This window comes from uncultured Desulfovibrio sp., assembly GCF_902477725.1.
Taxonomy (GTDB): Bacteria; Desulfobacterota; Desulfovibrionia; order Desulfovibrionales; family Desulfovibrionaceae; genus Desulfovibrio.
The window spans coordinates 44493-60429 of record NZ_CABSIF010000011.1; the positions used below are offsets into that span (position 1 = coordinate 44493).

Annotated in this window: 14 protein-coding genes; 5 read left to right on the top strand and 9 right to left on the bottom strand. The window is 60.2% G+C overall.

Annotated features, from left to right (window positions below; translation table 11 throughout):
* Positions 1-42 precede the first annotated feature (42 nt).
* Together yajC and RDK48_RS11145 are read right to left on the bottom strand one after the other, a co-directional pair.
* The gene (gene yajC, locus RDK48_RS11140; protein ID WP_374042273.1) at positions 43-393 is read right to left on the bottom strand and encodes a preprotein translocase subunit YajC; all 351 of its coding nucleotides are present in this window, start codon (positions 391-393) and stop codon (positions 43-45) included.
* Between the two features lie 106 nt (positions 394-499).
* Positions 500-1285, bottom strand: coding sequence for a carboxylesterase (locus tag RDK48_RS11145; RefSeq protein WP_298995740.1), 786 nt, complete (start codon positions 1283-1285; stop codon positions 500-502).
* A gap of 121 nt (positions 1286-1406) precedes the next feature.
* Here RDK48_RS11145 and RDK48_RS11150 point away from each other — a divergent pair, with 121 nt between their 5' ends.
* Positions 1407-2726 (top strand): amidohydrolase, encoded by a 1320-nt coding sequence (locus tag RDK48_RS11150; protein WP_298995738.1) that lies wholly within the window; start codon positions 1407-1409, stop codon positions 2724-2726.
* An 80-nt stretch (positions 2727-2806) separates the two neighbouring features.
* Here RDK48_RS11150 and RDK48_RS11155 read toward each other — a convergent pair whose 3' ends face one another.
* The 3 genes from RDK48_RS11155 to RDK48_RS11165 all read right to left on the bottom strand — a co-directional run bounded on the left by RDK48_RS11155 (position 2807) and on the right by RDK48_RS11165 (position 7164).
* Complete coding sequence (locus RDK48_RS11155) at positions 2807-4777, bottom strand: YjhG/YagF family D-xylonate dehydratase (RefSeq protein ID WP_298995736.1); 1971 nt, start codon at positions 4775-4777, stop codon at positions 2807-2809.
* Positions 4778-4929: 152 nt separating this feature from the next.
* Positions 4930-5808, bottom strand: coding sequence for a dihydrodipicolinate synthase family protein (locus RDK48_RS11160; protein ID WP_240823913.1), 879 nt, complete (start codon positions 5806-5808; stop codon positions 4930-4932).
* Positions 5809-5829: 21 nt separating this feature from the next.
* Positions 5830-7164 carry a gluconate:H+ symporter gene (locus tag RDK48_RS11165; RefSeq protein ID WP_298995733.1) on the bottom strand — a complete coding sequence of 445 codons (1335 nt, stop codon included), beginning with the start codon at positions 7162-7164 and terminating at the stop codon, positions 5830-5832.
* 147 nt (positions 7165-7311) lie between these two features.
* On the opposite strand from RDK48_RS11165, the gene RDK48_RS11170 reads away from it, so the two are divergent.
* Entirely contained in the window at positions 7312-8085 is a 774-nt protein-coding gene (locus RDK48_RS11170) for an IclR family transcriptional regulator (RefSeq protein ID WP_298995731.1), read from the top strand.
* A 252-nt stretch (positions 8086-8337) separates the two neighbouring features.
* On the opposite strand, the gene RDK48_RS11175 is transcribed toward RDK48_RS11170, so the two are convergent.
* The 4 genes from RDK48_RS11175 to RDK48_RS11190 form a co-directional block, all read right to left on the bottom strand.
* Complete coding sequence (locus tag RDK48_RS11175) at positions 8338-8676, bottom strand: Hpt domain-containing protein (protein ID WP_298995729.1); 339 nt, start codon at positions 8674-8676, stop codon at positions 8338-8340.
* Positions 8677-8983: 307 nt separating this feature from the next.
* Positions 8984-10228, bottom strand: coding sequence for an amidohydrolase family protein (locus RDK48_RS11180; protein ID WP_298995727.1), 1245 nt, complete (start codon positions 10226-10228; stop codon positions 8984-8986).
* A 13-nt stretch (positions 10229-10241) separates the two neighbouring features.
* Positions 10242-11108, bottom strand: a complete 867-nt coding sequence (locus tag RDK48_RS11185) for a YitT family protein (protein ID WP_298995725.1) — start codon at positions 11106-11108, stop codon at positions 10242-10244.
* A 9-nt stretch (positions 11109-11117) separates the two neighbouring features.
* Complete coding sequence (locus RDK48_RS11190) at positions 11118-11915, bottom strand: sulfite exporter TauE/SafE family protein (protein WP_298995723.1); 798 nt, start codon at positions 11913-11915, stop codon at positions 11118-11120.
* Between the two features lie 303 nt (positions 11916-12218).
* Between RDK48_RS11190 and RDK48_RS11195 the strand changes: the two genes are divergently transcribed.
* The 3 genes from RDK48_RS11195 to RDK48_RS11205 are packed head-to-tail and all read left to right on the top strand — an operon-like array spanning position 12219 to position 15921.
* Positions 12219-13175 carry an aspartate carbamoyltransferase catalytic subunit gene (locus RDK48_RS11195; RefSeq protein ID WP_022657966.1) on the top strand — a complete coding sequence of 319 codons (957 nt, stop codon included), beginning with the start codon at positions 12219-12221 and terminating at the stop codon, positions 13173-13175.
* Positions 13172-14431, top strand: coding sequence for a dihydroorotase (locus RDK48_RS11200; RefSeq protein ID WP_298995722.1), 1260 nt, complete (start codon positions 13172-13174; stop codon positions 14429-14431). The genes RDK48_RS11195 and RDK48_RS11200 overlap by 4 nt, the downstream gene beginning before the upstream one ends.
* A gap of 29 nt (positions 14432-14460) precedes the next feature.
* On the top strand, positions 14461-15921 hold the full coding sequence (locus RDK48_RS11205) for an NAD-dependent succinate-semialdehyde dehydrogenase (protein WP_298995721.1): 1461 nt from the start codon (positions 14461-14463) through the stop codon (positions 15919-15921).
* The last annotated feature ends 16 nt before the right edge of the window (positions 15922-15937 follow it).

Sequence of the window (15937 nt, forward strand, 5' to 3'; positions counted from 1 at the left end):
GCCCGCCTGGCAGAGGCAGACACAAGCCGCAAAAGCGACCTGCTACTTTTCTTCCTTGGTGTCCTTGCCGCCCTTGACAGGCACAACGCCGCCGATGGAGCCGCGCGAAACACGCACCTTGGCTTCGCCGCTCTCAAGAAGCACCTGTTCATCGTCGATCTCAAGAATACGGCCAAGCAGACCGCTTGAGGTCATAACGTGGTCGCCGCGCTTGAGTTCAGCCAGCATCTGCTTGTGAACCTTGGCCCGCTTCTGCTGGGGACGGATGAGCAGGAACCAGAAAATGACAAACATGACGATGAGGGGCAGAAACTGCATCAGCATTTCCTGTCCGCTGGCGGGAGCCGCCCCGGCCTGGGGAGTGCCCATGGCATAAGCTAAGGATTCAAACAAAACGCACCTCCATAGGGTGTGGGTATAGCATTAAAAAAGTACCACCCGACATCGGCAAGGGCAAAACGTTGCCCTCGCCCGATTTTCGGGCAATGCCAGCGAATTTCTATATACGCTGCGGCGCAATCTTGCAAGCCTTTCCCGTCGCCACTTCGCTGGCAAAGGCCACGGCAATGGCGGCCACGCGCTCGCGGCTTTCCACGTGCGTTGTTGGCAAATGCCCGCCGTGGGGGCTTGTTACCCGCAAAAGATGCAGCCTCACATCAGCCGCGCCGCACTGTTCAACTAAAAAACTGGAATTGAAAGGCGGGCATACGCCATCACTATACAGCTGCACGGCGCACAGCGGCACAGATATCCCGCCAAGAGCCGCCCGCACCCTTTTTTGCGCCAGCGCCAATTGCTGCAAGTGGCTGTACGAACACAGGGTTTCGTGCCCTTGCCAGGGGGCAACGGCCCTGCTCGCCGCAGACCGTGGCGGCACCCGCCGCACAGGTTGCAAGCGGCTCCACAGGGGCAGCAGGGGCATGCGCCAGTCGGCAAGAAAAAGGGGATGCAAGCGCCACAAGAAAAGCGGCGTTGCCAGCAGAAGCAGGCCCGCCGGGGCCGGAAGCCGCCCCTCGGCGGCCTCTACGGCAATATCCAGAGCCAGCAACCCGCCCAGCGAGTACCCCGCCAGCAGCGCGGGGCCGTCTGCGCACTGGTCAAGATAGGCTGCGCGGGCACAGTCAAGCCACAGCGCGTAGGAGCTTGCCAGATATTCCTTTTCCAAGGCGGCATGCCCCGGCAGCACCGGGCACACGGCAACATGCCCCGCAGCTTCAAGGGCATCGGCCACAGGGCGCACCTCAAAAGGGCTTCCCGCAAGGCCGTGCAAAACCAGACAACGCATGCTGTTCACCGTCATTCCACCCGGTGCGGCAAGGGATCTTGCCAAGCGCGAGCCAGGGAGCTACACCTGAAATATCGCGTCATTAATAGAGATATTACGCCAACCTGTCTGCGGAGAAACCATGCACCACTGTGACACATTGCTCCATGCCGCCTGCATCGTCACACAAGACGAGCAGCGCCGCGTTATAGAAAAGGGCTCTCTGGCCATCGACAAGGGACTGATTGCCGCAGTCGGACCCACCGCCGAGATTGTCCAGAACTGGCAGTCCGCCAACACTCTGCACCTTGAAAACATGCTCGTTCTGCCGGGCCTCGTCAACGCCCACACCCATGCGGCCATGACCTTTCTGCGCGGCCTTGCCGATGACATGCCGCTCATGGACTGGCTGAACCAGCGTATCTTCCCAGTGGAGCAAAAACTGACGCCGGAAATGGTGCGCCTGGGCAGCCTGCTTGGCTACGCGGAAATGCTGCGCACGGGCACCACTGCCTGTGTGGACATGTACCTTTTTGAAGAGTCGGTCTTTGAGGCCGCCGACACGGCAGGCCTGCGCTGTCTGGGCGGCGAAGCGGTTTTTGCCTTTCCCTCTGCGGCTTTCCCGGGGCCGGAAGCAGCGCTTGACGCCACCCGCGCTCTGGCGGAAAAATATCGCAATCACGACCGCCTGCGTGTGGCCGTGAACCCGCACAGCGTCTACACCACCACACCGGAAATCCTGACCGCCTGCCGCGACCTCGCGCAGGAGCTTGCCCTGCCCCTGCACATTCATCTGGCGGAAACCCCGTCAGAAACGCAGATATGCCTGTCTGCCCAGGAAAAAAGGCCAACGGAATACTGCCGCAGCCTCGGCCTGCTTGACGTGCCTTGCACCCTTGCCCATGTGGTGGATGTGACCTCGGCGGAGCTTGACCTGCTGGCCCGGCAAAAGGCCGTGGTGGCCCACAATCCTTCGTCCAATATGAAGCTGGCCTCAGGTGCTGCTCCTGTGACGGCCATGCTGGCGCGTGGCATGCACGTGGGCCTTGGCACAGATGGCGCTGCCAGCAACAACCGGCTGAACATGTTTTCTGAAATGGGCCGTGCCGCCCTGCTGCACAAGCTCACGGGCCTTGACCCTACCCTGCTGCCAGCCGGGCAGGTTCTGGATATGGCGACCCTCGGCGGCGCTGCCGCCATGCACGATGAGCGCCTTGGCTCGCTGGCCCCTGGCAAGGCAGCCGACTGCGTGGCCCTTGACCTCAGCGAACCAAACCTGCAACCCATGTATAATGAAGTGTCGCACCTTGTGTACGCGGCCACGGGCATGGAAACCCGCATGACCATGGTGGGCGGCGAGGTGCTGTATCAGGACGGACGCTTTACCCGCTTCGACTATCCCGCCCTGTGCGAAGAAATACGTAACGTGCGCCGCTTTGTGCTACAGGTTTCGGGTGCATAGCCTTTTTTTATTTGTATATGCCAAAGGGCCGCCCCGGATTACGGAGCGGCCCTTTTCATTATCAAGGCTCTATGGAGCTGTTACATGCCCAGGGCTTTTTTACCAGCCTCGAGCACTGTGACAATCTTGTCCACATCATACACGCTGCCGCCCCAGGTGCCGCCGCTCACGGCCTGCAAGGCCGCCCACAGGCGGGTGTCGTCAGGCAGGGCGGGCGCGGGCTTGAGGCCGGGGTGCGTTTCGCGCCCGGCAAGCACCTTGGCACCTTCCTCGGGCGTGAGGGGGTGCAGCGGGTCAGTGCCTATAAAGTTGACACGGCCTTCCAGCTTGTTGCAGTCCACGACCATTTCCACAATATCGCCGTCGCGCAGTTTGGAAACAGGGCCGCCCACCAGTGCTTCCGGCCCGATATGGCCAACGCACGCGCCAGTGGAGACGCCGGAGAAACGCGCGTCCGTCAGCAGGCACACATACTTGCCATATGACAGGTGCTTGAGCGCCGAGGTAAGCTGATAGGTTTCTTCCATACCGGTGCCGCAGGGGCCGCCGCCGATAACCACCAGCATATCGCCCTTTTCGATTTTTCCGGCCTTGATGGCCTTGATGGCGTCAGGCTCGGCGGTGAAAACCTTGATGGCCGCAGTGTGCCGATACACTCCGTCAGCATCGATAACCGAGGGGTCAATGGCCGTGGACTTGATGACCGAACCCTCGGGCGCAATGTTGCCCACGGGGAAGGTAATGGTGGAGGTCAGGCCGCGCTCCTTGGCGCGGGCGGGCGACATGATCACATCGTCCGGCTCCACGTTGTCCAGCTCCTTGAGCATGCGGCGGAAATGCGCGCGGCGTTCGCTCTTTTCCCACCATTCAAGATTTTCGCCCACGGTGTGACCGGTGACAGTGAGGGCGTCCAGGTGCAGCAGGCCGAGATCGCGCAGATGCAGCATGACTTCCGGCACGCCGCCCGCCATAAAGGCGCGGACAGTGGGATGATACACAGGGCCGTTGGGCAGCACGCTGACCAGACGGGGGGCCTTGCTGTTCACGCGCGCCCAGTCTTCCACCGTGGGACGGTGACAACCGCCCGCATGGGCAATGGCGGGCAGATGCAGCAGCAGGTTGGTGGACCCGCCAAAGGCCGCATGCACCATCATGGCGTTTTCAATGGCCTTGTCGGTGATGATATCCTTGATGGTGATGCCTTTTTTCAGCAGGCCCATCACGGCCTTGGCCGACTGACGGCCCACTTCCACCCACACGGGTTCGCCAGAGGGGGCAAGGGCCGTGTGCGGCAGGGCCAGACCAAGGCCTTCGGCCACAACCTGCGAGGTTCCGGCCGTGCCAAGGAACTGGCAGCCGCCACCGGCGGAACCGCAGGCGCGGCAGCCAAGGCGGGCTGCGTCTTCAAGGCTCAGCTCGTTGTTGGAATAACGCGCGCCGATGGTCTGCACCTTGCCGAGGTCTTCACCATCGGTGGGGGGCAAGGTCGAACCGCCGGGCACGAGTACGCAGGGCAGGTCGTGCATGGAGGCCAGGGCCATCATGGTTGCGGGCAGGCCCTTGTCGCAGCTGGCAACGCCGATTACAGCGCCAACGGTGGGCAGGGAACGGATCTGCCTGCGGAAAACCATGGCCGCATCGTTACGGAAGGGAAGGGAATCATACATGCCGGTTGTGCCCTGAGTGCGTCCGTCGCAGGGGTCGGTCACGTATGAGGCAAAAGGTACGCCCTTCTGCTGTTTGATCTCCTTGCTGGCGGCGGAAATCTGCAAACCCAGCTCCCAGTGGCCGACGTGCAGGCCCAGGGCATCGGGGGTGCCGTCATCGTTGCGCTTGCCGCCAAGGGTGCTGATGATCAGCACGTTGGGGCCAAGAATATCTTCGGGCTTCCAGCCCATACCCGCATCCAGGGTCATGCCGAAAATATCGCCGCAGGGCAGCTCGCGCAGCATGTCGCCAGTGAGCGGCAGCGAACCCTTGGGGCCGGAAGCGTGGGTCTTTATATCATATACATCGTTCTGCGGATTGGCGTAAATATCTGCAATGGACATAGCATACTCTCTTTGTTGAGAAGTTGCCGGTTTCAGCGGGCGGCCAGAGGGAAGGCCGCCCTTTGCATCCTTATAGCGCACCTGAAACCGAGACGGCGTCAGCGTAACCAACGCCGATTGCTCCATCTGGGGCATTTCACGCAGGAAGTGCCCTAAAAGCCGCGCATGAATTCCCGCACGGCAAACATCTGGGCAGAGGTTGCCTCCTGATAGGGGGACGCAACCGTGGCAGAGGCAAAAATGCCCGCATCCACAAGCAGGCCTTTCATGGCCGCCATGAAGGGCGAGGAGAATCCGTACACGCCCACAATGCGGTTGAACAACTGCTGATACTTCATGGTGCCGTCAAAATCACGGGCCTTCATGGCATCGCGCCAGGCCACGCACAGGTCGGGCCGCACGTTGGACACAGCCGCAATGCAGCCATCGCCGCCAGCCAGAACGTTTGACGCAAAGTTATGGTCAAAGCCGCTCAGCACTTCAAACGAGGGGATGTTGCCCTTGACGGTCTGGATAAGCTCCACCGTGTGCGCCATGTCGGGGATGGTGTCCTTGATGCCCACAATGTTGGGATAGCGGCGCGCGAGTTCAAGCACCACGCTGGGCGAGATGCTGTATCCGGTGCGGTCGGGGTAGTTATAGATGTACACCTTGCCGCGCACCTGCTCCGCCACAGCGCCAAAGTAGCTCATCACATCCGCATCGGTGAGGGCAAAATACCACGGCCCCACCACCATCACGCCGTCCGCGCCCTGCTCAAAAGCAAAGTTGGACATGGCGACGCATTCTTCAACCCGCATGTCGCCAGTGCCGATCAGCACCTGCATGCGGCGGTCGATATGCTTGATGGCCGCAGAAATCAGGCTCTTGCGTTCCTCAACAGAAAGATGCGGAAATTCACCGGAACTGCCGAATATGGCCGCGCCGTCAATACCGGCATTGATAAGAAAGTCGTAGTGCTTGAGGCACGACTGCACGTCGATTTCTGTTTTGCTTTTCAGCGCGGTAAGTGTGGGCGTTATATATTTCATCATAATCTCCGTATAGCTCAGTTAGATAACAAACGAGGCCAGGTAGCAGAATATCGCCGTAATGATCGACACAATGCAGCCGGACAACGTGAAGGACATATACATGTCTTTGACCGACATGTTCAAAAATTCGCGGAAGAACCAGAAGCCGGAGTCCGTAACGTGCGACCAGCCGATGGCCCCAGCGCCGATGGAAATGCACATGAGCGCAGGGTCAACAGGATGCACGGCCAGCACGGGGCTGATAAAGCCCGCAGCCGTCATCATGGCGACGGTGGCGCTGCCCAATGCAAAGCGCATGATGGACGCAATGAGCCAGGCCATGATGACCGGGTGCATGTTGAGCGTGACCAGTACGTCCTTGAGAACGTTACCCATGCCGGAATCCATGATGACCTTGTTGAAGCTGCCCGCAGCGCCAATGACCAGCAGGATGGAAACCATGGGCAGGAGCGATTTGTCGCAGAAACCGCTCAGTTCAATGGAGCTGAAGCCCCGCTTCACGCCGAGGAAGATCAGTGAAGCCACGGCGGAAATGAACAGGGCGATCACAGGATGGCCCAAAAATTCTACCAGGGGCATGTAGGCTGCATCCTTGCTGGAAGAAAATTCCACCACGGTCTTGCCGATCATCAGGATCAGCGGCAGCAGGGTCAGCAGCAGGGTTCCGCCAAAATTGGGCAAATCACGGCCATCCTTGCTGATAACGGTGGTAACGGCCCCTTCAGGCAGCGGCACAATGATGCGCTTGCTGATGTACTTGGCAAAGATGGGGCCGCCGATGACGGCGCCGGGCACCACCAGGATGAGGCCGTAAAGAATCACCTTGCCCACATCGGCGTTCAGTTCCTTGGCAATGGCCATGGCGGCGGGGTGCGGCGGCACAACGCAGTGCACAACCAGCAGGCCAGTGTAGAGAGAAAGCGCCACCAGCAGGATGGAAAGCTTGGATTCCTTGGAAATGGAGAAGGCCAGGGGCATCAAGAGCACCATGCCCACCTGGGCAAACACGGGGATGCCGCAAATGTAGCCGATGATGAGCATGGCCCAATAGGCCTTGGTCTGACCAAAAACGCCAATAAGCGATTTGGCAAGCCGCTGTGCGCCGCCCGAAACCTCGAGCATTTTGCCCATGAACGCGCCCAACGCGAGGATGGGGGCCAGAAAGCCCAGGGTATTGCCCATGCCCTTTTCAATGGACGAGCCAATGGCACCCAGGGGCATACCGCTGGCAATCCCCAAAAAGGCGCAGGCGGCCATCAACGCCAAAAATGCATGAACCCTGTAACGCACGCACAGCACCACAATGCCGACGATCGTTACGCCAAGAATAATCAGAGCACCCGTTGTTCCCATTTGGTCACCCTCTTTTCAGGATTGCAGCCATTTGTTTGTATATACGAACTCAATACGTAAATACAAACTATACGGACAAACAATCTGCGTCAAGCATCCCCCTGACCCTTTCTTGAAAAAATTGCTTTTCCGTGCAAAACACAGGTCATGCAAGACCAACATAAACCAACCGTCCACATGCCGACCCAGCGGGTCATTTCACTTCTTGAAGCCCTGGCTGATGCAGAACACGGCCTCACGCTTACTCAGCTTTCCCTGTGCATCGGCAGCAGCAAGGGGACGATCTCGCCCATTCTTGAAACACTGCAACGGCATGATTTTGTTCGCAGAGACAAACTCTCGGGCCGGTATGAACTGGGCCGGGGCCTGTATCTGTTTTCAGAGGGTTTTCGCACGCAAGACCCCCTTATGGCACAGGCGCAGGCCTGCATGCGACAGGTGGTGGACGCCTGCGCCGAAATCTGCCAGCTGGGCATCCTCTCCCATACCGAGGTGCTGTACATAGCCAAGGTGGATTCTCGCGAGCCTATCCAGATCATTTCCCGCGTTGGTTCGCGCATGCCCGCCCGCAAAACAGCTCTGGGCAAGGCGCTGCTCAGCCAGTGCAAAAGGGAGGAAGTGGTCGCCCTTTTTGCCGGGGAGCTTTGCACCGAGCCTTTTGACATGGACGCTTTTCTGGAAGAACTGCAAGGGGTACGACAGGGGGCCATTGCCCGAGATATTGGCGAAATCAACCCGCAGCTGCATTGCTATGCTGTGCCTGTTACCTTTGCCGGGCGCGTGGATTGCGCCATGAGCGTCTCCCTGCCAGCCTTTCGCGACACGCCGGAGAAACACCAGCAGGTTGAAAACGAACTGCGCAAGGCTGTGGCAAAGCTTGAGCAGTTCATGGACGAAACGCACGAATGCTTCTGCCCCTAGGGCGGTGGGCAGACTATTAATCATTGAGCTATGCTGCCGAGTGGGGCCTTTTGTAAAAGAACTTCCACCCCGCCCCCCAGTGTTTCTTATCGCATCAAGCTATGCAGGAAGTCCCCGCCTGAAACTGGGCCAGCACTGACCCCTTGCAGCCTGCGCCTGTCCACGCTGGCCCGCGCATGTCTGCCGCCCATAAAAAAAGCCCCTCTGCCGGACATTCCGGCGGAGGGGCACGACTTCTTCAGCAAAGCCAGCCTACTGCGTCATAAAGGCGTGCATGGTCACAAGCGTGTCCATGTGCGCGGAAGAAAAATGGTTCATGGCGCGGTCGGTATCTGCCCCGGCCTTGACGGCCATTTCAAGCTCAAGCGCAGCGGCGGCCAGCGCCTTGGCCCCCAAGTTGGCGGCTGCTCCCTTGGTGCTGTGCACAAGGTTGCGGGCTTCTTCCATGTTGCCGCTCTTCAGGGCCTGAGCCACCTTTGACGGGGTGTCGCGCTCCGTTTCAATAAACTTGGCAAGCAGCTTGACGTACATGTCGCGCTTGTTGAGCACCCTGGCAATGGCTTCCTTCCAATCCAAAACTTCCTCGGTCATGTTGTCCTTCTTGGCGCAGGTTAAGAAAAAGCGGCAAGCCGCTTGCAGTAAATAACGCGGTCGGCATCCCCAAACCCGGATAAGCCGCAAATACCCCCTGGCGGCGCAACCGGCAGGCTGGCGATACATGCCGTAACGGCGTCAGTCTGCTGGGCGAATACTGCCAGCAACAAATTACCCTGACAAGGACTTTATGCGCCAAACGCAAACACAGATAATCGAGAATAATTTCAAGGTATTTATAGCTGCCTTCAGAGGAGTGACAGCTATTTGCGATCCTCAGAAAACGCTGTTGGCTCATGGATGGCTAGTAGGTCAGGTTTTCAGGCAGTACACAAAAATCCGCAGGCCCGCCCTTTTCCAGCCGCCCTGCCCCGCAGCCCAGAAGATTCAGGGCGGCAGCGCCGTTAATCGTCAGCATGCGCACCAGAGCTTCCGGCGGCACGTCCATTGTTTCGCGCAGCCACACCGCCTCTTTTCGCACATCCAGATCGCGGTTGGAGGTCAGCCCGTCCGTGCCAAGGCACAGCAGCGCGCCGCTTTCCATAAGCTCGCGCACAGGCGGCACCCCTACGCCAAGATTGCGGTTTGAGCGAGGGCAAAGGCACAGGGCCGCGCCGCTGGCTGCCAGGACCTCGACTTCCTGCGCGTCAAGCTGCACACCGTGCACGGCCAGGGTACCGGGGCCGAGCAGGCCCAGCTTCACCGCATAAGCCAGCGGGCGCAGACCCGGCGCAGACCAATCTGGCGGCAGCACAACCCCGGCGTACAGATCGCGCAAAGGCCCGCTGCCCGATGTGAGCAACTGGGTTTCTTCGGGCGATTCCGCAAGGTGGAAGGAAAACACGCGTCCCATGCGGGAGCAGTCCTGCCGCGCGGCGCTGAGGATTTCCGGCCCGGTGGAGTACAGGGCATGCCCGCCGGGAGCGCAACGGGCCATGAGAAAGGGATCATCGACAAGAGCCTGACGGCAACGCGGCGGCCAGGGGCGTTCACCATCGGCAAAGGGCGCGCCAAAGCCAAACCATTCGCAAAAATGGCTTGCGGTCAGCCCCGCCTCATTGCAGGCCGCATCGACCAGAGCCGTGCCGCCGGGCAGGGAGCCAGTGATGTTGCCCACATACAGCGTGCCATACAGGGCCAGTGCGGCGCAGGCACTTTCCACTGCATCCGCCTGCGGGGCAGCGCCCAGCAGGGGAATAAGGCTTTGCAGCCATGCGGTAAAGCCGCGCCCCCAGCGGGTTTTCTCCGCCAGATGCGAAAGTTCCAGATGCGTGTGCGCGTTGACGCAGGCAGGCGCAAGACAAACAGCGCCCACATCGCGCACCAGCGCACCTGCGGGTAGTTTGGCCTGCGACCACGGCAGAACATCCTCCACCAGCCCGCCGCGCACCAGCAGTACGCCGTTGTCGATTTTTTTCAGCGGGGCAAAAAGGCGGGCGGCCCGTGCGGGGCCTTCGCCGCCAAGGGTCAGAATGCTCTTGGCCCTGATGGCCAGCAAGGCCTCCGACGGCTCGTCAGATTCAGGAGATTCCGTGGCTTCCGGGTTCATGGGGCCTCCGCCGTCAACGGCTTCTGCGGGCAAACTGCCCGCCCGACACATAGAACGTGTTTTCCACAATGAACAGGGCGCGCGGATCAATGCTGAACACCAGATTCTCCAGCCGCTTGAGCGCCACATTGTTGGTGACGGTGAGCAGGATTTCGCGGTCGGAGCCGGAGTAGGCCCCCTTGCCGCGTACAAGCGTAGCGCCAAAGCGCTCTGTCACCAAAATGGCCTCACTGATTTCTTCACCGTGGTCAGAAATGATCATAACGAGCTTGCGCCGGTTGAACAGGCCCAGCACATACTCCAGCGTACTGGCCGAAATGAACATCATCAGCATGGAAGCAACAATAAGATCCAGCGCCATGTGCGAGGCCGCCGTAAGAAACAGCAGGGAATTGAACAGAAAATTGAATTGCCCGATGGGTACGCTCCAGCGTTCCTTGAGCAGCACGGCAACCACATCCGTACCGCCGCTGCTGCCAAGGGTGCGCAGCATGATGCCGCAGGCTGCACCGTGCAGCACCCCGCCCACCACGGTGGCGTACACTTCGTTGGTAATGGGGATTTCAAAGGTGATAAAAAAACTGAACAATGTAGTGCAAAGGGTTCCGTAGGCCGTGTAGAGCAAAAATCGTTTGCCCACGCCAAACCAGCCCAAAGCATACACAGGAACGCACAGCAGGGCATACCAGACCAGCGGCGTGAGCGTGCCTGTCCAGTAATTGACCAGCAGGCCCACGCCCATGACTCCCCCGGAAAGGAAGCCATGGGGCGCGGCCACGCTCTGAATGCATATGGCCATAAGAACCGACCCCAGCGTAAGCCAGAGCAGGTTCCAGACCACCGATTCGGCCAGAGCCTTGTTGTACGACTGAAGCTTCATGGGTCTACGTTACACCAGGCCCCAGATCATCTTCAAGGCCACAAGGATCAAAAAACAGGCAAAACCTTTCTTGAGTTTGTCGGCGGGTAAGGCATGCGAAAGCTTTGCGCCAAGCGGGGCGGTCATAAAGCTGGCTGTGGCAATACCCAGCAGCGCCCACAGGTTCACAAAGCCAAGCGACATGGCGGGCAGATCAGGCCTGCCCCAGCCGCCCACAATAAAGCCCAGCGTACCCGCCACGGCAATGGGAAAACCAATGGCGGCGGAGGTGCCCACGGCATGGTGCAGCGGCACGTTGCAAAAGGTCATGAACGGCACGGAAAGCGTACCGCCGCCGATACCCACAAAGCTCGACACGAGGCCGATGACGCCGCCCACGCCGGCGGTTCCCATCTTGCCGGGCAGATCACGGCTGGCCGGGGGCCGGTAGTTGGAGAGCATCTGCGCCGACACAAAAAGGATAAAGCAGATAAAAAATATCTTCAGGAACATGGTGGGCATATGGGTAGCAACAAGACCACCGAAGAACGTACCCACAAGAATGCCGGGGGTAATGGCCTTGAAAATATCCCAGTGCACGGCGCCGCGGGCATTATGCGCCCGCGCGCTGGAGATGGAGGTGATCATGATGCTGGCAAGCGAAGTGCCGAGCGCCATCTGCTGCACATACTGGGGAGGAACTCCCACTGTGGGAAAAATGGCAACCATCAGGGGCACCAGAACAATACCGCCGCCAACACCCAGAAGCCCGGCCAGAACACCGGCCACAGCCCCGCACAAGACGTAGGCCACAAGAGACACAAGCATGTGGTTCTCCTCGCTGAAGATACTTACAGCCGCGCCGCAAAAAACGTCTGCGTTGGTGCGCGGTACGCCCTACAACTAGACAATGCCCCTGCAAGCGTCAACCGACTTTTTGCTTTACAAAGCGTCCAAGCGCGCCTACATTTGCTACTTATGAAGACCAACGCCCGTTTGCGCAATTTCCTATGGCAGGGCAAGCACAGCGCCCCCGGCCTCCCTGATTTTTTTCGCATTTGCAGGCGTTTTTCGTATTCCCCCGTTGTATAGCAACGGGGATTTTTTTTGACCTTTTTACCACGCAACGTCATGAATACCGACAATCGCTACCACTGGCCCCACAAAGACCTGCTGGACGTCACCCAACTGAGCGCGGAAGACACCATGCACCTGCTGGACCTGGCCGCCAGCTTTCAGGAAATCAACAGCCGTCCGGTCAAGAAGGTGCCAACCCTCAAGGGCAAGACCGTTGTGCTGTTTTTCGTGGAAAACAGCACCCGCACCAAGACGTCCTTTGACGTGGCGGGCAAACGCCTTTCCGCCGACACCTATTCCCTGGCAAAATCAGGCTCAAGCCTGAACAAGGGCGAAAGCCTCAAAGATACGGGGCTCACCCTTCAGGCCATGGGGCCGGATGTCATTGTCATCCGCCACCCCAGCAGCGGCGCGGCGCGCTTTCTTGCGGAGCTGCTGCCCTGCGGCATTGTCAACGGAGGCGACGGCTGGCATGCCCACCCCACGCAGGCCCTGCTTGACTGCTACAGCCTGCGGCAGGCATGGCAAAACCGCTTTGCCGGGCGTACCCTGCTGATTCTGGGCGACATTGCCCACAGCCGCGTGGCCCGGTCAAACATGCATTTGCTCACCATGCTGGGCGTCAAGGTGCGCCTGTGCGCCCCGCGCACCCTGCTGCCTGCCGGTGTGGATCACTGGCCCGTGGAAATCTACACGGAGCTGGACAAAGCCGTGCGCGATGTGGACGCCGTCATGTGTCTGCGCCTGCAACTTGAGCGCCAGCAGGCGGGCCTCTTGCCCGACCTTGCGGAATATTCCCGCCGTTTCTGCCTTGGTTCCAGCCAGCTGGCCCTTGCCGCGCCCGAAGCCAAGGTTTTGCATCCCGGCCCCATGAACCGTGGGCTTGAGATTTCCAATGACATAGCAGACGCCCCCGCGAGCCTGGTGCTGAATCAGGTGGCCGCAGGCGTCGCCACGCGCATGGCCGTGCTTTATCTGCTGGCCACGCGCAACGATGGAGTACGCGCATGAGCCTCTTGATAAAGAACGCACGCCACCTTGAAGCCCCGGTAGACCTGCTGGTACGGCACGGCAAAATTGTCACCATGACCCCGGCAGGCCACCATACCTACGACAGCCGCGAAGTTTTTGACGCCCACGGCCTTGTGCTCATGCCAAGTTGCATCGACGCCCACGTGCACCTGCGCGAACCGGGCTTTGAATACAAGGAAGATATAGCCTCCGGCCTCGAGGCCGCAGCGCGGGGCGGCTTTGGCGCAGTGATGTGCATGGCCAACACCAAGCCCGTCAACGACACGGCCAGCATCACGCGTGCCATGCTCGACAGCGCGCGCAAAAGCCACCCCAACGGCCCGCGCCTCCACCCCATTGCCGCCGCCACCGTGGGCCTCAAGGGTGAGGAAATGGCCCCCCTCGCGGAACTCAAGGAAGCGGGCTGCGTGGCTGTTTCCAACGATGGCCGCCCGCTGGAAAATGCGGAGCTTGTGCGGCGCATCATGGAATACGGCGCAGACCTTGATCTGGTGCTCATAGACCACTGCGAGGACCCGCAACTGGCTAAGGGCTGGCGCATGCACGAAGGCGTGACCAGTGGTCTGCTCGGCGTCAAAGGACAGCCCGCCGCTGGCGAGGCCAGTCAGGCCATGCGCGACATCATGCTGGCCGAATACCTTGGCGTATCCGTGCATATTGCCCATGTTTCCGCTGCGCTGACCGTTGACTGCATCGCCTGGGGCAAGGCGCGCGGCGTCAAGGTGACTGCCGAAACCTGCCCCCACTATCTGCTGCTGGATGAAACCGCCCTTGAGGGCTACAACACCCAGGCCAAGGTCAGCCCGCCCCTGCGCACCTCGGCAGACCGCGAGGCCTTGCGCCGCGCCGTGAAAAACGGCACCATCGACATACTCGCCACAGACCACGCCCCCCACGCCGCCCACGAAAAAGAAGGCACACTGGACGATGCCATGTGCGGCTTTACCGGGCTTGATCTGGCTGTCAGCCTCACCTGGGGGCTGGTGGCCGAAGGCGTGCTGACAGAGGCCGATGTGCACCGGCTGTGGAGCCGCCGCCCGGCAGAGATTTTCAACCTGCCCTGCAACGGCTTTACCCCCGGCGATCCAGCAGATTTCTTCCTGCTTGACCCGGACGAAACATGGGTTCCCGGGCCAGAAAACCTCTATTCCAAGAGCTGCAACACGCCATTTCTGGGTCAGCCCCTGCGCGGCAGGGTCAAGCACCACTGGATAGACGGCATGCAGCTGTTCTGATGCCCTGCGGGGCTCATGACGGGGGTTTTATGTACCGTATTCTGCACGATCAGGAGCTGTTCCGCAGCCAGTGCCTCATCAATGGGCACTGGCGCGATGCGGCCGACAAAAGCGTTATTGAAGTCATTAATCCCGCCAACGGCAAACAGTTGGGCACCGTGCCCAACTGCGGCGAGGCCGAAACCCGCGAGGCCATTGAGGCCGCGCAGGCTGCCTTTGCTGTCTGGAGCGCAAGAACGCCTCTGGAACGGGGCGCTCTGCTCCACGCCTGGGAACGCGCCATTGCCGATAACATTGAAGATCTGGCCCGCCTGCTTACCCTTGAAGAAGGCAAGCCCCTGGCCGAGGCCAGAGCAGAGATCCTTCAGGGTGCATCGTACTTTCCCTGGTTTGCGGAAGAAGCCCGCCGCTTCAGCGGCGAGGTCACGCCCGTATACCGCCACGGGGTGCAGGCCCTCACCCGTCATGCCCCTGTGGGTGTGGCTGCGGCCATCACGCCGTGGAACTTCCCCATGTCCATGATCCCGCGCAAGGTGGCCCCTGCGCTGGCGGCAGGCTGCACCATGGTGGTCAAACCTGCCAGCGCCACGCCTTACAGCGCGCTGGCAATGGCGGAACTGGCCGTGCGGGTGGGCATCCCAGCCGGGGTTTTCAACGTTGTTACGGGCAACGCGCGGCGCATCGGCAACGAGATCACCTCCAACCCGCTGGTGCGCAAGCTCAGTTTTACCGGCTCAACGGCGGTGGGGCTGCAACTGGCAACCCAGTGCGGGCCTACGCTCAAGCGCATTTCCATGGAGCTTGGCGGCAACGCGCCCTTTATTGTGTTTGACGATGCGGACATGGACAAGGCCGTGACAATGGCCATGGCCTGTAAATTCCGCAATGCCGGGCAAACCTGCATCTGCGCTAACCGTTTTCTGGTGCAGAGCGGAATGGCGGAGACCTTCGCCACCAATCTGCTCGATCACATCAGCGCCCTGCGCGTGGGCGACGGCCTCAAGCCGGAGACCGACATGGGCCCGCTTATCAATGCCGATGCCGTGGCCCACACGGATGCCCTGGTAAAAGACGCCGTGGAAAAAGGCGCGCAACTGCTGTTTGGCGGCAAGCCGCACAGCCTTGGCGGCAATTTTTACGAGCCTACCCTGTTGTTGGGCCTGAACCCGCAGATGCGCATTTTCCGCGAGGAAATATTCGGCCCGGTGGCCGCCCTCATGACTTTTGACGATGAAGAAGAAGCCATTTCCCTTGCCAATGATACGGAATTCGGCCTGGCCTCATATATCTGCACACGCGATATGCCGCGCATCTGGCGGCTGTTCAACAAATTGCAGTACGGCATGGCTGGCTTTAATGATGCGGGCCTTGCTGCTGCCGAAACACCCTTTGGCGGCGTGAAATTCAGCGGCATTGGCCGGGAAGGCAGCCGCGAGGGCCTTCAGGAATACATGGAAACCCACTATGCCCTGCTGGGCGGGCTGAACTGACGCGCCAGCGAGGAGT

What these genes read in the sequence shown, in the direction of transcription:
- RDK48_RS11145 (WP_298995740.1), bottom strand. Translation starts at nt 1,285, where the DNA reads ATGCGTTGTCTGGTTTTGCACGGCCTTGCGGGAAGCCCTTTTGAGGTG.
- RDK48_RS11150 (WP_298995738.1), top strand. Translation starts at nt 1,407, where the DNA reads ATGCACCACTGTGACACATTGCTCCATGCCGCCTGCATCGTCACACAA.
- RDK48_RS11155 (WP_298995736.1), bottom strand. Translation starts at nt 4,777, where the DNA reads ATGTCCATTGCAGATATTTACGCCAATCCGCAGAACGATGTATATGAT.
- RDK48_RS11160 (WP_240823913.1), bottom strand. Translation starts at nt 5,808, where the DNA reads ATGAAATATATAACGCCCACACTTACCGCGCTGAAAAGCAAAACAGAA.
- RDK48_RS11165 (WP_298995733.1), bottom strand. Translation starts at nt 7,164, where the DNA reads ATGGGAACAACGGGTGCTCTGATTATTCTTGGCGTAACGATCGTCGGC.
- RDK48_RS11170 (WP_298995731.1), top strand. Translation starts at nt 7,312, where the DNA reads ATGCAAGACCAACATAAACCAACCGTCCACATGCCGACCCAGCGGGTC.
- RDK48_RS11175 (WP_298995729.1), bottom strand. Translation starts at nt 8,676, where the DNA reads ATGACCGAGGAAGTTTTGGATTGGAAGGAAGCCATTGCCAGGGTGCTC.
- RDK48_RS11180 (WP_298995727.1), bottom strand. Translation starts at nt 10,228, where the DNA reads ATGAACCCGGAAGCCACGGAATCTCCTGAATCTGACGAGCCGTCGGAG.
- RDK48_RS11185 (WP_298995725.1), bottom strand. Translation starts at nt 11,108, where the DNA reads ATGAAGCTTCAGTCGTACAACAAGGCTCTGGCCGAATCGGTGGTCTGG.
- RDK48_RS11190 (WP_298995723.1), bottom strand. Translation starts at nt 11,915, where the DNA reads ATGCTTGTGTCTCTTGTGGCCTACGTCTTGTGCGGGGCTGTGGCCGGT.
- RDK48_RS11195 (WP_022657966.1), top strand. Translation starts at nt 12,219, where the DNA reads ATGAATACCGACAATCGCTACCACTGGCCCCACAAAGACCTGCTGGAC.
- RDK48_RS11200 (WP_298995722.1), top strand. Translation starts at nt 13,172, where the DNA reads ATGAGCCTCTTGATAAAGAACGCACGCCACCTTGAAGCCCCGGTAGAC.
- RDK48_RS11205 (WP_298995721.1), top strand. Translation starts at nt 14,461, where the DNA reads ATGTACCGTATTCTGCACGATCAGGAGCTGTTCCGCAGCCAGTGCCTC.